Raw genomic sequence first — 15,545 nt, 5'->3', positions numbered from 1 at the left:
GTTTTTTATTTTCTATTTTATTTCATGGTTACAGAATCTGAATAAAGAAGTTTATCTAAACTTTCGTCTCGGCTATACACGTCTGGGAAAAAGTTAATTTCGCCATTATCCTGAACCCAAGCTGTAAAATAACCAATGTAAACTGGAATTTTATGTTTCAGCATGCAAGTCGTTTCTTTTTCACCACTCATGGCTTTATCAATTTTATCGACCGGCCAGTCTGGGTCATCTTTTAAAATAGCCAATGCCAGATTTTTTGCTTCTTTTACATTAATACAGCCATGGCTGAAAGTACGGTTTTCAAATTCAAACAAACTTTTTGCAGGTGTATCGTGCATGTAAATATCATTTGGATTTGGGAACATAAATTTCACTAAACCTAGAGAGTTTTTAGGCCCTGGTTTCTGCCTTACTTTTCCGCCGTTCCATTCCATATTATGATCGGCCAGATAGTTTTTATCTCTTGCCATCTGGAGTTTCAATTCGTTTTGAATAATGCTGTTCGGCACATACCAATAGGGACTAAAAACGATTCTATCCATAGTACCGCTGAAAATCACAGTTTCACTCAATCTGTTTCCAACAAAAATATCAGAAACGAGCGCATATTTTCCATCTTTCACATAAAACATTCTGAATGATGGAATATTCACCATTACATATTCTTCTGCTTTAGATAAATTGGTCGGAATCCATCGGCATCTTTCCATATTCAGCATGATCGTTTTAATGCTTTTGCTGATTGGTTCATTCATTTGATTGATATGATCTCGTGTTATGGCATAATTTATTTTAAGATTGTATCGTTTTTTATAATCTAAAACTCCAGCCATTAATTCTTCATCATATACGTCACTCTGAGAATCGCGTTTAAGATCTCCCACCACAAACAAACGATTTCTGATTTGTTTTATCGCAACAGCTGTGTCATCTGGTCGTAAATCTTTGTAGTTAAGACTGTCGATTGTAATTTTCTGCCAAAGATTATCTTTTTCTATTTGTCTGTATTTTTTTAAGGCATCTTTTAGTTTGTAGTACTGACTAAATAAAAGATTGTCGTCTTCGTTCAATCGGTTTGTATCGACAATTAAAGAGTCTAAAATTTTAGAATACGAAATACTTTTAGCTGGTAAATACCAACCTATTTTCTTTAAAGTTGCAGGATCTACGCCAGAATAAACATTACTAGCATAGAAAATATACATGCTGGTTAAAAGTAATTCTGTATCTATCTGCGGAGGTTCGATATTATCGCTTTCGTTAAATGCCTGATCAATTACTTCTTTATAAGGCATTTCGCTGTTGATCCCCTGATCTTTGAGTACATTTACTTTTTGATACAATAGTGCTCCAAATTCTGTGATGTTTTTATCATCATACCAAATCGATTTGTATTGCTTGTTTTTGTAAAGGTCTTCAACGTCTTTTTGGTATTTTTTAAGTTTGGGATATTTTTTAAAGAAAGCGTTTAAAGATGCCGCGTCTATTGTAAGAGCCACAACATATTTGTGCTTTATCGAAGCCTTTTTAATTTCTGTTTTACCTGAGTATAAATGAAATGAAAATGCAAAAAAGCTGATCGCAATAATAATTGTAGAAAAAGTAAAATTTCGCATATTTTTAAAGTTTAAATGATAGAAAATAACTTTTGAAAAAAATACGGAAAACCCAATAAGCAATCCTAAAAAATAAGTTTTCACATACTTTTTTAATAACTGGAAATCATCGATTTGGGTACTCAAATATAGCGAACTTTTACGAGAATCTCTTTTGAAAAAGAAGAAAATTTATACAAAAATTCAAATGCACTTCTAACTATAAATTTGTTATAATTAAAATTTTAGAGTAAAATTTAAGCTAAAAATGTCTAAAAAATCATTCTAACATAATTTTGAATAATCTCTATATCAATAATTACAATTCAAAATCGCTTAATTCCGAACTTAATCTGTTATCTTTGCACCCTGAATTCGGTTTAAATAAGTATAATCTTTAAAAAACTGATTTCTAAGAATAGAAAAATAGCCCAATTACAATGAAACTAGATAGAAAAGAAATTCTGAAAGCATTAGAAACCATTACTATTGCTGGAGAAGGAAAAAATATGGTTGAAAGCGGCGCTGTAACCAATGTGATTACTTTTGGCGATGAAGCTGTTGTTGACCTTGTATTGCATACTCCTGCAATGCACATCAAAAAAAGAGCAGAAGATGATATTAAGAAAACAATTCACGAATTAATATCTCCTGATGCAAAAGTTAAAGTAAATATTAAAGTAGAATCTCCAGAGAAACCTGAAATTAAAGGTCGTGCAATTCCTGGAATCAAAAATATTATTGCTGTTGCTTCTGGAAAAGGTGGAGTAGGAAAATCTACTGTAACAGCAAATTTAGCGGTAACGCTTGCAAAAATGGGCTTTAAAGTTGGTGTTTTGGATGCTGATATTTATGGTCCTTCAATGCCGATTATGTTCGATGTTGAAAACGAAAAACCAGTTTCTATCACAGTTGACGGAAAATCAAAAATGAAACCTATTGAAAGCTACGAAATCAAAATGCTTTCTATCGGATTCTTTACTGCTCCAAGTCAAGCAGTAATCTGGAGAGGTCCAATGGCTGCAAAAGCATTAAACCAAATGATTTTTGATGCAGATTGGGGAGAATTGGATTTCATGCTTCTTGATTTACCTCCTGGAACTGGAGATATTCACTTATCTATCATGCAGTCACTTCCTATTACTGGAGCTGTAGTAGTAAGTACGCCACAAGCCGTAGCTCTAGCAGATGCTAAAAAAGGAGTGGCAATGTTTATGCAGGATAATATCAATGTTCCTGTTCTAGGAATTATTGAAAACATGGCATACTTTACGCCAGAAGAATTACCTGAAAATAAATATTATATCTTTGGACAAGAAGGCGCTAAAAACTTGGCACAAGATTTAGAAGTTCCATTTTTAGGAGAAGTTCCAATTGTACAATCTATTCGTGAGGCTGGAGATTACGGTCGTCCGGCAGCATTACAAACTGCTTCACCAATAGAAAAAGTATTTGAAGAAATTACTCGTAATGTGGTGCAGGAAACCGTAAACAGAAACGAAAGTTTACCAGCAACTGAAGCCATTAAAATTACAACTATGGCGGGTTGTTCAGCAGTTAAAAAAAATTAAATAATTAGATAATGAGATAATACGTCAAGGAGATAATTATCTAATTGACACATTTTCACAATTGACACATTAATTATGACAACAGAAGAATTAACAAATAATGTTTTATTGGCCTTAGACGAGATAAGACCATTTTTGAAATCAGACGGTGGAGATATTTCATTGATTTCGATTGAAGATGATAAACATGTAAAAGTTCGCTTAGAAGGAGCTTGCATTAGCTGCAGCGTTAATCAAATGACTTTGAAAGCCGGAGTTGAAACCACAATAAAAAAATATGCGCCACAAATTGAAACTGTGGTAAATATCATGTAAACAATTTAATTGTTTTCGACTTTGTGTTTTCCGCATTTAGATAAAAATTCTGGCATTTAGAATTAATGCTTCCGAAAGTCTTTTTCATTGATATTGCATTATAATAAGCCAAAAACAGAAATCGAAAAGTTAAAATTAATTATAAGAATTTGAACACGTTTTCAAATTCTAAAAATAAAATTCCAATACTAAAAAATGGATGTATTAATAAAGATTAAAGATCGAGAAGGAGTTATACACGAATTACAGGCTCCTACTGATATGGCAATGAATATAATGGAGTTATGCAAAGCATACGAACTTCCTGTTGAAGGAACTTGCGGCGGAATGGCCATGTGTGCTTCCTGCCAATGTTATGTTCTAAATGATGTTGCATTACCAGAAATGGGAGACGATGAAGAAGCAATGCTTTCTGAAGCATTTTATGTGAAGTCTAATAGCCGTTTAGGATGTCAAATTCCAATTACTGAAGATTTAGAAGGATTGGAGTTAGAATTGGCTCCAGAATATTAAAATATAAAAAAGCGAGAATCAAAAATTCTCGCTTTTTCTATTTATATGCACACCCGACAGGTTTTTAAGCCCTGTCGGGTTTCTTATGTAAAGTATCTTTATTCCGCTATTAATTCCTTTATGTTTTCAGCCACTTTCTCCAATGCTCCAGTTTCATGATACCAGAAGTAAATTGATTCACTCAACTTTTTGCTGTCATTATCCATCGGAATAAGAACTAATTGATCGCCGCATCCATTGCTTGCAATAGCAATTGCTGTGGAGGGAAAGTTGTTCCATTTTCTCGCCTGTTTCGTTTCTAAAACAATATGGTTGCAGGTTCTGCTTATTCTTTTTTTATCGCTCTGATCAAAAAATGGATACAAATTCCAATCATCATATTCTGTTGAAGCTTCTCCTCCATTCTCTTCCATCATTTTTTGTTTGAATAAAGGCGGAAATTGAATCTCTAATTGCTCTTCTGTTTCAATTATGTATTTGACATCTATCGGAAACGGCATAAATTTTTAATTTATATTGATCCTACAAAAATAACTTTATATTGATTGACTTTTACTTAATAAGTTATAAAGTCGCTAAATTATGACATTTATAAAATCAAAAAAACCGTAATCACAGTACTGCAATTACGGTTTTCTCTTTATAACAATTTTATTTAATCTCAGATTATACCAAACCTGCTTGAATTAAATATTCAGCGATTTGGATGGTGTTTGTAGCAGCACCTTTTCTTAAGTTATCAGCAACAATCCACATATTTAAAGTATTTGGCTGGCTTTCGTCACGACGAATTCTTCCAACAAAAACATCATTTTTACCTTCAGCATATAATGGCATTGGATAAGTAAAGGTATCTAAATTATCTTGTACCGTTACACCATCTGTATGGTGTAAGATTTCGCGAACTTCATTTACATCAAAATCATTTGTAAACTCAACATTTACTGCTTCGCTATGTCCGCCTACAACAGGAACACGAACCGCTGTAGCCGTAACTCTAATCGTGTTATCAGCAAGAATTTTTTGAGTTTCACGAACTAATTTCATTTCTTCTTTAGTATATCCGTTATCTTCAAAACTGTCGCAGTGAGGAATTGCATTTCTGTGAATTGGATATTTGTAAGCCATATCACCTTGAACTCCTGCGTACTCATTTTCTAATTGTTTTACCGCTTTTACACCAGTTCCTGTAATCGATTGGTAAGTAGAAACAATGATTCTTTTGATATTGTATTTTTTGTGCAAAGGCGCTAAAGCCATCACCATCTGAATTGTAGAACAGTTTGGATTAGCAATGATTTTGTCTTCTTTAGTTAAAACAGCAGCATTGATTTCTGGAACTACCAATTTTTTAGTAGGATCCATTCTCCATGCAGATGAATTATCAATTACAGTAGTTCCTGCAGCAGCAAATTTTGGAGCCCATTCCAAAGAAGTATCTCCTCCGGCAGAGAAAACGGCAATATCTGCTTTCATATCTACTGCTGTCTGTAAACCAACTACTTTATATTTTGTTCCTTTATATTCGATTTCTTTTCCTACTGATCTTTCAGAAGCAACAGGAATTAATTCTGTAACTGGAAAATTTCTTTCCGCTAAAACTTTAAGCATTACTTCGCCAACCATTCCGGTAGCACCAACGACTGCAATTCTCATTTTTATATTTTTAAATAATTCAATAATCTAATTTAGTAAGGCAAAAGTAAGTATAATAAAAGTCTCCGCAAGGTGATTCACAAAAAATAACAAAATGTTACAAAATAAACATTTTGTAAAAAAACCGCCTCTTTAGAAGGCGGTTAAGTTAGACTTAGTGTAGCGGTATTATATTTTTATTTATTTTTCAATAAATCTCTAATCTGTATCAATAATTCTTCTTGAGTTGGCCCAGCTGGAGGTGGCGGTGCAACATCTTTCTTTTTAGCGTGGTTCATCGCTTTAATAATCAGAAATAAAACAAAAGCAACGATAATAAAGTTAATTACTGCCGATAGAAACAATCCGTACTTTACACCTCCAAAAGCGGTTAATTGTTCAATTGTCGACAAGTTCGCAGCATCTAAAGCTGGTTTCAACAACAATGGCGTAATTACATCTTCAATAAATGAACTGACGATCTTACCAAAAGCTGCTCCAATAATTACACCGACAGCCAAATCGACTACGTTGCCTTTCATTGCAAATTCCTTAAATTCTGAAAAAAATCCCATATCGTATCTATTTATATTTATAATAAGTGAATCCCGAAAATACGTAATTTTCTTGAAATTTCTTAAAATTATCTAAAAAATACCCGTTTTACTCTTTGCGAAATACTGGTCATAATCTCGTATGGAATTGTTTTTAAAGCCACTGCCATCTCAATAACCGTTGGGCTTTCGCCGAAAATAATTACTGGATCACCTTCTTTGCAGTCAATTTCTGAAACGTTTACCATTAACATATCCATACAGACACTGCCTACAATTGGCGCTTTTTGATTCTTTATGGTTACAAATCCGACTTCATTTCCCCATAATCTTGAAATTCCATCTGCGTAACCAATGGGAATCGTAGCAATTTTGGTTTCTTTTTGCGCCATAAAACGGCGTCCGTAACCTACACTGTCTCCCGAAGGAATAACGCGAACCTGAGAAATAATCGATTTTAAAGTTCCAACGTTTTCTAAATATTTTTGTTCTGCTGGATCGTTGGAAACGCCGTACAGACCAATTCCTAAACGCACCATATTGTATTGTGAATTCGGGAAATTGCTTATTCCAGAAGTGTTTAAAATATGTCGAATTGGATTTATGTTTAATTCATTTATTAATCTAGAAGACAATTTCTCGAATAATGCAATCTGTTTATGGACAAAATCATAATGTTTTGGATCGTCGCTTGTCGCCAAATGTGACAAAATACTTTGAACACGAACAGTTGAATTTCCTTTTAAAGTTTCAATTAATTCTTCGATCGTATTTTCTTCAAAACCTAAACGATGCATTCCCGTATCAATTTTGATATGAATTGGAAAATCTATCAGTTTCTTTTCTCGTGCTATTTTTAAAAACGCATTTAGTCCTTTTATACTGTAAATTTCAGGTTCTAATTGATATTGAATTATCGAAGGGAAACTGGTAGATTCTGGATTTAAAACCATAATAGGTAATTTTATTCCGCCATTTTTCAATGATATTCCTTCATCGGCGAAAGCCACACCTAAATAATCTACTTTATGATGTTCTAATAATTTTGCAATTTCTAATCCTCCATTTCCATAACCAAAAGCTTTTACCATTACCATCATTTTGACATTGGGAGCCAGTTTTGATTTAAAGTAATTAAAGTTGTGACTAATGGCGTCCAGATTAATTTCCAGAACTGTTTCGTGCGTTTTCTCTTCCAGAAGCGAAACAATTTCTTCAAACTCGAATGACCTTGCTCCTTTTATTAGGATGGTTTCATTTTGAAAATTCAAACTTTCAACTGATTCAATAAAATCAGCTGTGTTTTGAAACATCGTACTGTTCGGAAATTTAGCTGCAAATGAAGAAATGGTTGCTCCGATACCAATTACACGATTAATTTTATTATCGGCAATTAACTGCGCTACTTTTGAATATAATTCTTCATTTGAAAATCCGCTTTGGAAAATGTCTGATAAAATAACCGTTTTTGAAGCACCTTTTTTTGTTTGACTCTCCAAGAAATCCAAAGCAATTTTGAGAGATTGAAAATCAGAACTGTAGCTATCATCGATTATACTGCAATTGTTAATTCCGTTTTTCACTTCTAAACGCATTCTAACTGGATAAAGCATCTCAATTCGGCTTTGAATGGTGGCTTGATCATAATTAAAATGCAATAAAACCAACAAGCACGAAATAGCATTTTCTATAGAAGCCGAATCGCTAAACGGAATTTCTAAATCAAAAACTTCATTCTGATATTGATATTGAATAAACGTGTGATCATTTTTACTTTCTTTTTTCAGAATAAAAACGTCTGCCGTTTTATCGGTAAAACTCCAAGAAAAAAGCTTTCGAGGATGCATCATATATTCTGCTACAAACTGCGTCAAACATGAATCGACAATTTCGGTTTTTTGATAAATAATGATCGGACAATCTTTAAACAAAAGCAGTTTTTCGTCAATTTTCTGCACTAAATTTAAAAAGCCTTCATCGTGCGCAGAACCAATATTTGTTAAAACACCAATATTAGGCTTAATGATTTTTTCCAGTTTTGCCATTTCGTTTACTGTCGAAATTCCAGCTTCAAAAATCCCTAAATTGTGTTTTTCGTTAATGGCAATTACCGAAAGTGGCACGCCAACCTGTGAATTGTAACTTTTAGGACTTCTTATAATATTATAGTCAGGACTCAATAAAAAATTAAGCCATTCTTTTACAATGGTTTTTCCGTTACTTCCCGTCAATCCAATAACTGGAAAATGAAAAAGGTTTCTGTAATAGGCAGCAAATTCCTGCAATGCATCCAGTGTGTTTTCAACTACAAGAAAATTAGCCTTATCCACCAAACCTTCAGGAATATATTGGACTACGAAATTCTGAACTCCTTTTTCTATTAAATCGGGAATAAATAAATGAGCATCGTTATTAATACCTGCCAAAGCAAAAAACAAGGTTTGAGATCCGTTTTGAAGAGAACGGCTGTCTATAGAAATATGATCAATGAAAACATCAGTTTCCAAACCAATCCATTTGGCGTTCAGAACTGAAATCAGGCTTTTTAAATTTAGGCTCATTTAGAAATATCTTTTTTTCAAAATTAAGATATTAAAGATAGAAAAGAGTTGTGATTTTCTTAAAAAATAAAGCCTTTTAGCTTCGTTGTTTATATTTCTGTATATTTGTTTTTACACACAAATTTTCGCGTTTTGAAAAAAATACTTCCACTTTTCTCTTATATATTACACCCGATTTTTATATCGTTGTATGCCACTTTGTTTTATTTGTTCTGTAAAGGAGACCTTTTTAGCACACAAGAAAAATACTTTGTTTTATTGCAGATTTTGGTGATTAATGTAATTGTGCCCATCTTGTTTTATCTGTTACTTAAATCAACTGGCCATGTAAAAACGATCATGCTCAGTCAAACTTCAGAACGTACTATTCCGTTAATTCTACAGTGTTTTTTGTATATTTTACTGGTAAAAAGAAGCATTGTAATTATTCGTTATCCAGAGCTTCATTTCTTTTTTCTAGGAGCTTTATTCAGTGCAATTCTGGCCTTGGTTTTTGCCCTTTTTAAAATAAAAGCGAGTCTGCACATGGTTGCCATCTGCGGTTTTGCCATTTTTGTAATCGGTTTGAACATTCATCTTCAAATGCATAATCCGTACTGGCCGGCTTTACTGATTTTATTGTCGGGGGTTGTAGCATCATCGCGTTTAGAAATGAATGCACATACGTCTAGAGAAATATTAATTGGTTTGTTTGTTGGAATAATGCCTCAGCTATTGTTTTTATACTTATGGTTATAAAATATAAAAAATCAATCCCGCATTTAAGGTCTTCATATTGATTTTTTCTCCAGACAAAGTGGTTGCCGAATTAAACAACGGACTTAAACCGTAATACAAATACACATTCCAAGTATTATATCCTGCAGCAAGATATGGTCCGTACTGAAATTTATTAATAGCTGCATTATTATTGATTCGATACGTTTTCTCGCCGTCATCTAAAATGGAAGAATCGGAGAACACATAACTCAATTTCACACCTCCGTAAATACGCCAGAACTTAGTACTTTCATAAGTTGAATTACGCCATCTAAACTCTATCGGAAGATCTACAGAATATTGTCTGTAACGATTAGAAACAAATTGCCCAGAATCGTTTACACCATAAATAATATTACCTGAACCATCTTGAGAAATGGTTAAGTTTTGATAATAGTTTTGATAACTCAATCCTAAACCTGCAGCTATTGCAATTGTTCTTGATTTATTAACTGGCATATCTCTCAAAAAACCTCCAGAAAGCCCTAAAGAGAATTTATTCTGTTTAAATGCAATCGGAATATCGGTAAACATATTATAAGTTACAGAAAAATAAAATTGGTCTTCTCGATACAAAGAATCTATTTTGACTATTGGTTTTACTTCAGGCTTAACCTCTTCTTGTGCAAAAGAGCTAAAAAAAGTGAGTAAAAACAGGCAGCTAAAAATAATTCGCATATCGTAAATTTGGTTTTAAAAGAGGGTTTTAAAATAAACGCATTGCTGCACTTATTTATTTCATATACAAATATACTATAATGCTTTTTTTAGCAGTGCTAAGAAATACAAATATTCTTATTTTACTTGCTAATAAAATTAATTGCTGCATATTTTTCAATAAATCGACTGGAAGAGCCAAAAAATAAATGAATTTTCTTTTTATGTTTTATACCTTTGCAGGAAATGAAGAAAAAGCAGCTCATATTAAGTCTTTCGTTTGCTGTCACAATATTGTTCTCAATATTGTTTCAGTCGATACACAGTTATGAGCATATTGTAAAACAGCTTTCAGAAAAGCAGTGTCATCATAATTACAATGATCCTAATGGCGAGATAACGCATCAGCATCATGATTATGATGTTTGTTTTGTTTGTCATTTTGCTTTTGAATCATTTGTTATCCCACAGGATTTCTCCTTTCAATTTCATTCTTTTGATAGAGAAACTCCCTATTTCTTTTCTGTTTCAGAGAAGATTTTTTCCGTTTCAATTACCTCCTATTTCTTACGAGGTCCTCCTGTTACTATAGTTTCTTAAGTTTTCGTTTTTCGAAAAAATCACATTTCTTTTAATTCAAATTCAAAAAACATTGAGCTTTCTAATCCTGTTTCTATAATCGGGATCAGAATGCTTTATTGTTGGTTTTGTTTTTATTCGAAGAAAAAATCAATTTAACTATAGTATCATTTTCAAATGAAAAAATTTATAATTGCCCTTGTTTTAGGGTTTTCGGGCATTCTTTCTGCTCAAAATTCGGTTTCTGGTATTGTAACCGATAATCAAAATAATCCATTGCCTGGTGTTTCTGTTTATGCTCCCGAAATTCACAAAGGAACCACTACAGATGCAAACGGAAAGTACGAATTAAATAATCTTCCAAACGGAAGTCTTAGACTTGCTTTTACTTATGTTGGATATGCCAATCAGAATAAAACTATCTCAAAATTACTGAAGCAAAATACTTTAGATATTACTCTTGAAGAATCAATTTTAGAGATGGACGAAGTGGTAGTTTCTACTCCATTTAATAAATTACAATCGCAGAACGTAATGAAAATTGAACACGAAAGCATCAAAACATTACAGCAAAAAGGAACCTCAACTTTAATTGAAGGTTTGGCGACAATTCCCGGAGTTTCACAAATTTCAACCGGAACTTCTATTGGAAAACCTGTAATTCGTGGGCTTAGCGGGAATCGTGTTTTAGTATATTCTCAAGGAGTTCGCATCGAAAATCAGCAGTTTGGAGACGAACATGGTTTAGGTTTAAATGATGCCGGAATCGAAAGTGTTGAAGTGATTAAAGGGCCAGCTTCTTTATTATATGGCTCTGATGCTTTGGGTGGGGTTTTGTACTTTAATCCTGAAAAATTTGCTGATGCAGGCGACTTTAAAGCTAATTTCAGTCAAAAATATTTTACCAATACACAAGGAAGCAATTCTTCTATCGGATTAAAAACTTCTACAGATAACTGGAAATTTTTAGCTCGCGGAAGTTACAACACCCATTCTGACTACAAAATTGCTGACGGAGATCGTGTGACAAATTCACGTTATAACGAAACTGATTTTAAAACTGGAATTGGATACAGCAACTCCACTTTTTCTAGTGTTTTAAGATACAATTATAATAAACTGGACATTGGAATTCCTGAAGATGGAATTGCTGAACAATCCTCAAGCAAAGACACGCAGTTTCCAAGACAAGGAATTTTCAATCATTTGTTGAGTTTAAACAACGTTATCTTTTTTGAAAACTCAAAATTGGATGTTGATTTAGGTTACATTGCCAATGACAGAAGCGAATTTGAAGACAGCAACGAAGCTTCTCTTCATATGAAATTGAATACTTTTAACTACAATGCTAAATATCATTTTCCTAAATTCGGAAAAATCGAAACTATTGTAGGGGTTCAGGGAATGCATCAAACGAATAAAAATTCGGGAGAAGAATATTTAATTCCAGATGCTACGACAAACGATTTTGGTGTTTTTGGAACGGCAAATTACGAATGGAACAACAGCGTTTTACAAGCTGGATTACGATTTGATAATAGAAACATTACTTCAATCGAACACGGAACTGAAGGTGAAGAAGGATATTTTCTGCCACTTGACAGATCTTTCGACAGTTTTAATGCTTCTTTAGGTTATAAAACAAAATTGGCTGAACCATTGACTCTTCGTTTAAATGTTGCTACGGGATTTAGAGCACCAAACTTAGCTGAGTTAACTTCAAATGGTGTTCACGAAGGAACTAATAGATACGAAATTGGAAATGCAAATCTGAAAACAGAACAAAATGTTCAAACTGATTTGAATTTAGAATATAAGAACACTCATTTCGAATTTTTCGTAAACGGATTTTATAATCATGTAAACAATTATATCTACACATCTCCAACAGGAGAAGTTTTAGAGGACAATGATGTTTTTGCCTATGTTCAAGATAATGCTCAATTGTACGGAGGTGAAGTTGGATTACACTTTCATCCGCATCCTTTGGATTGGCTGCATTTTGAAACAAGTTTTGAAACGGTTACCGGTAAAAAAGAGAACAAAGATTATCTTCCATTAATTCCTGCCAACAATTGGAATAATACCCTTAGAACTGAGTTTAACATCAAAAATTGGCTTAGCGAAGGTTTTGCTTCTTTGAATGTTTCTTCTACTTTCAGTCAGGATAATGTGAGTGGTTTTGAAACAGCTTCAAAAGGATATACTTTGGTCAATTTAGGTTTTGGAGGAACGGTAAAACTAGGAAAAACTGCTTTTGACATTAACTTAAACGGAAACAATTTATTTGATAAAAAATATATTGCACACCTTTCAAGATTAAAAACAGACGGTATTCCAAATATTGGAAGAAACATCGTTTTGGGAGTTAATTTCAACTTATAAAATTTATTTAACCGCAAAGACGCTAAGATAAGCGCAAAGAGCGCAAAGCAAATAAAAAACTTTGCGCTCTTTGCGCTTTTTTCCTTGCGTACTTTGCGGTTAAACATTTATTAATTCTCACAAAAAGTACTATTTTTGTTACAACAGATAAAAACAAACTATGAAAAAAACTTTTTTATTAATGGCACTAACAACTGCAGGAATTTCATTTGCTCAAAATAAAATCAAATATCCTGATACAAAAAAAGGAGAAACGGTTGATGTATATTTCGACACCAAAGTAAGCGATCCTTACCGCTGGTTAGAAGATGATAAATCTGCCGAAACTGGAGCTTGGGTAAAAGCTGAAAATGAAGTAACTTATGCATACTTGGATAAAATTCCATTTCGTGAAGAACTTAAAAAACGAATGGAAAAACTTTGGAATTACGAAAAAATTGGCGCTCCATTTACAGAAGGAAAATTTACTTATTATTCTAAAAACAACGGACTTCAGAATCAATCTGTAGTATATAGAAAAGGAAAAGATGGAAAGGATGAAGTTTTCCTAGATCCCAATACTTTTTCTAAAGATGGTACAACTTCTCTTGGAGGTTTAAATTTTTCTAAAGACGGAAATAAAGCAGCTTACTCAATTTCCGAAGGCGGAAGTGATTGGAGAAAAGTAATCATCATTGATGCTTTATCTAAAAAAGTTTTAGAAGACACCTTGGTAGATATAAAATTCAGCGGTGTTTCTTGGTACAAAAATGAAGGTTTTTATTATTCAAGTTATGAAAAACCAAAAGGAAGCGAATTATCTGCAAAAACGGATCAGCATAAATTGTATTTTCACAAGCTGGGAACTTCTCAAAAAGACGATAAGGTAATTTTTGGAGCAGATCAAAAAAGAAGATACATTGGTGGCTATGTTACAGAAGATGATCGTTATTTGATTATTACTGCCGCTAATTCAACTTACGGAAATGAATTATACATCAAGGACTTGACTAAACCAAATAGTCCAATTGTTACTATTGTAGATAACTTCAATAGCTCTAATTCAATTATTGAAAATGAAGGCAGTAAACTGTTCATCGAAACTGATCTTAATGCTCCAAATGTTCGCGTTGTTACTGTAGATGCTAGTAATCCGAAAGTAGAAAACTGGAAAGATTTTATCAAAGAAACCGAGAACGTTTTAAGTCCATCAACAGGTGCTGGATACTTTTTTGCCAATTATACAAAAGACGCAGTATCGTTTGTACAGCAATATGATTACAATGGAAAATTAGTACGCGAAATCAAACTTCCTGCTGTTGGTTCTGCTGGCGGTTTTGGCGGTAAAAAAGAAGAAAAGATTTTGTACTACAGCTTTACTAATTACACAACTCCTGGAAGTATTTATTCTTTTGAACCAAAATCTGGTAAATCTGAAGTTTATCAAAAGCCAAAAGTAGATTTTAAAAGCGAAGATTACGAATCTAAACAAGTATTCTACACTTCTAAAGACGGCACTAAAATCCCAATGATTATTACTTATAAAAAAGGAACAAAATTAGATGGTAAAAATCCAACCATTTTGTACGGTTATGGCGGATTCAATGTTAGTTTAACGCCAAGTTTCAGTATTGGAAATGCGGTTTGGATGGAAAATGGTGGCGTTTATGCCGTTGCTAACTTAAGAGGAGGCGGTGAATACGGAAAAAAATGGCATAATGCGGGAACAAAGCTTCAAAAACAAAATGTATTTGATGATTTTATCGCTGCTGCGGAATATCTAATTGCTCAAAAATATACTTCTTCAGATTATTTAGCTATTCGTGGAGGATCTAATGGAGGATTACTAGTTGGTGCAACAATGACACAACGTCCTGACTTAATGAAAGTAGCTTTACCAGCTGTTGGAGTTATGGATATGCTTCGTTACAATGCATTTACTGCAGGTGCTGGATGGGCATTTGATTATGGGACTGCTCAGGATAACAAAGAAATGTTTGAGTATTTAAAAGAATATTCTCCTGTTCATAACGTTAAAAAAGGAACACATTACCCTGCAACAATGGTAACAACTGGAGATCACGATGATCGTGTGGTTCCAGCTCATAGTTTCAAATTTGCTTCTGAATTACAGGAAAAACAAGCAGGAGACAATCCGGTTTTAATTAGAATTGATGTTAAAGCAGGTCATGGTGCAGGAAAATCTGTTGCAGCAAGCATTCAAGAAAATGTAGACATTCAAGCTTTTACGCTTTACAATATGGGTTTCAAAACTTTGCCTAAAAAGTAAACCTTTAAACCAATTTTTTTTAGCCACGAATTCACGAATTTATTTCTGAATATCGTGGCTTTTTTTTGTTTCACGCAGATTTCGCAAATTTTTGCAGATCTAAGCTGCTTTAATTAATAAAAATCTGTGTGCATCTGCTTAAATCATTTTTA

At 33.2% G+C, this 15,545-nt stretch carries 12 protein-coding genes; 6 read left to right on the top strand and 6 right to left on the bottom strand.

Annotated features, from left to right (window positions below):
* Window positions 1-17: 17 nt before the first annotated feature.
* Window positions 18-1,616, bottom strand: coding sequence for a L,D-transpeptidase family protein (locus P2W65_RS06935; RefSeq protein ID WP_289664477.1), 1,599 nt, complete (start codon window positions 1,614-1,616; stop codon window positions 18-20).
* 419 nt (window positions 1,617-2,035) lie between these two features.
* On the opposite strand from P2W65_RS06935, the gene P2W65_RS06930 reads away from it, so the two are divergent.
* From P2W65_RS06930 to P2W65_RS06920, 3 genes are all read left to right on the top strand, one after another.
* Window positions 2,036-3,166, top strand: coding sequence for an Mrp/NBP35 family ATP-binding protein (locus tag P2W65_RS06930; protein ID WP_109191476.1), 1,131 nt, complete (start codon window positions 2,036-2,038; stop codon window positions 3,164-3,166).
* A gap of 75 nt (window positions 3,167-3,241) precedes the next feature.
* Window positions 3,242-3,481, top strand: coding sequence for a NifU family protein (locus tag P2W65_RS06925; RefSeq protein ID WP_057116000.1), 240 nt, complete (start codon window positions 3,242-3,244; stop codon window positions 3,479-3,481).
* Between the two features lie 195 nt (window positions 3,482-3,676).
* Complete coding sequence (locus tag P2W65_RS06920; protein ID WP_091490641.1) at window positions 3,677-3,994, top strand: 2Fe-2S iron-sulfur cluster-binding family protein; 318 nt, start codon at window positions 3,677-3,679, stop codon at window positions 3,992-3,994.
* Window positions 3,995-4,092: 98 nt separating this feature from the next.
* Here the strand turns inward: P2W65_RS06920 and P2W65_RS06915 are convergent, their stop codons facing one another.
* From P2W65_RS06915 to P2W65_RS06900, 4 genes are all read right to left on the bottom strand, one after another.
* The gene (locus tag P2W65_RS06915) at window positions 4,093-4,494 is read right to left on the bottom strand and encodes an SMI1/KNR4 family protein (protein WP_289664475.1); all 402 of its coding nucleotides are present in this window, start codon (window positions 4,492-4,494) and stop codon (window positions 4,093-4,095) included.
* Window positions 4,495-4,660: 166 nt separating this feature from the next.
* On the bottom strand, window positions 4,661-5,650 hold the full coding sequence (locus P2W65_RS06910; RefSeq protein WP_091490639.1) for an aspartate-semialdehyde dehydrogenase: 990 nt from the start codon (window positions 5,648-5,650) through the stop codon (window positions 4,661-4,663).
* Between the two features lie 176 nt (window positions 5,651-5,826).
* A complete protein-coding gene (gene mscL, locus P2W65_RS06905) occupies window positions 5,827-6,204 on the bottom strand; it encodes a large conductance mechanosensitive channel protein MscL (protein WP_179003922.1) in 378 nt (125 codons plus the stop codon).
* Window positions 6,205-6,272: 68 nt separating this feature from the next.
* On the bottom strand, window positions 6,273-8,744 hold the full coding sequence (locus P2W65_RS06900; RefSeq protein WP_289664474.1) for a bifunctional UDP-N-acetylmuramoyl-tripeptide:D-alanyl-D-alanine ligase/alanine racemase: 2,472 nt from the start codon (window positions 8,742-8,744) through the stop codon (window positions 6,273-6,275).
* A 132-nt stretch (window positions 8,745-8,876) separates the two neighbouring features.
* On the opposite strand from P2W65_RS06900, the gene P2W65_RS06895 reads away from it, so the two are divergent.
* Window positions 8,877-9,482 (top strand): hypothetical protein, encoded by a 606-nt coding sequence (locus P2W65_RS06895; RefSeq protein WP_289664472.1) that lies wholly within the window; start codon window positions 8,877-8,879, stop codon window positions 9,480-9,482.
* Here P2W65_RS06895 and P2W65_RS06890 read toward each other — a convergent pair.
* Window positions 9,477-10,181 carry a porin family protein gene (locus P2W65_RS06890; protein ID WP_289664471.1) on the bottom strand — a complete coding sequence of 235 codons (705 nt, stop codon included), beginning with the start codon at window positions 10,179-10,181 and terminating at the stop codon, window positions 9,477-9,479. The two genes, P2W65_RS06895 and P2W65_RS06890, sit on opposite strands and share 6 nt — an antisense overlap.
* Before the next feature lie 735 nt (window positions 10,182-10,916).
* Between P2W65_RS06890 and P2W65_RS06885 the strand changes: the two genes are divergently transcribed.
* Both P2W65_RS06885 and P2W65_RS06880 read left to right on the top strand, forming a co-directional pair.
* Window positions 10,917-13,124, top strand: coding sequence for a TonB-dependent receptor (locus P2W65_RS06885; protein ID WP_289664470.1), 2,208 nt, complete (start codon window positions 10,917-10,919; stop codon window positions 13,122-13,124).
* Between the two features lie 160 nt (window positions 13,125-13,284).
* A complete protein-coding gene (locus P2W65_RS06880) occupies window positions 13,285-15,393 on the top strand; it encodes a prolyl oligopeptidase family serine peptidase (RefSeq protein ID WP_289664469.1) in 2,109 nt (702 codons plus the stop codon).
* Window positions 15,394-15,545 lie beyond the last annotated feature (152 nt).

It is taken from the genome of Flavobacterium panacagri, from assembly GCF_030378165.1.
GTDB classification, from domain to species: Bacteria; Bacteroidota; Bacteroidia; order Flavobacteriales; family Flavobacteriaceae; genus Flavobacterium; species Flavobacterium panacagri.
This window is presented reverse-complemented; position numbering and strand designations above follow the sequence as displayed.

What these genes read in the sequence shown, in the direction of transcription:
- P2W65_RS06900 (WP_289664474.1), bottom strand. Translation starts at nt 8,744, where the DNA reads ATGAGCCTAAATTTAAAAAGCCTGATTTCAGTTCTGAACGCCAAATGG.
- P2W65_RS06885 (WP_289664470.1), top strand. Translation starts at nt 10,917, where the DNA reads ATGAAAAAATTTATAATTGCCCTTGTTTTAGGGTTTTCGGGCATTCTT.
- P2W65_RS06930 (WP_109191476.1), top strand. Translation starts at nt 2,036, where the DNA reads ATGAAACTAGATAGAAAAGAAATTCTGAAAGCATTAGAAACCATTACT.
- P2W65_RS06915 (WP_289664475.1), bottom strand. Translation starts at nt 4,494, where the DNA reads ATGCCGTTTCCGATAGATGTCAAATACATAATTGAAACAGAAGAGCAA.
- P2W65_RS06920 (WP_091490641.1), top strand. Translation starts at nt 3,677, where the DNA reads ATGGATGTATTAATAAAGATTAAAGATCGAGAAGGAGTTATACACGAA.
- P2W65_RS06910 (WP_091490639.1), bottom strand. Translation starts at nt 5,650, where the DNA reads ATGAGAATTGCAGTCGTTGGTGCTACCGGAATGGTTGGCGAAGTAATG.
- P2W65_RS06925 (WP_057116000.1), top strand. Translation starts at nt 3,242, where the DNA reads ATGACAACAGAAGAATTAACAAATAATGTTTTATTGGCCTTAGACGAG.
- mscL (WP_179003922.1), bottom strand. Translation starts at nt 6,204, where the DNA reads ATGGGATTTTTTTCAGAATTTAAGGAATTTGCAATGAAAGGCAACGTA.
- P2W65_RS06880 (WP_289664469.1), top strand. Translation starts at nt 13,285, where the DNA reads ATGAAAAAAACTTTTTTATTAATGGCACTAACAACTGCAGGAATTTCA.
- P2W65_RS06890 (WP_289664471.1), bottom strand. Translation starts at nt 10,181, where the DNA reads ATGCGAATTATTTTTAGCTGCCTGTTTTTACTCACTTTTTTTAGCTCT.
- P2W65_RS06935 (WP_289664477.1), bottom strand. Translation starts at nt 1,616, where the DNA reads ATGCGAAATTTTACTTTTTCTACAATTATTATTGCGATCAGCTTTTTT.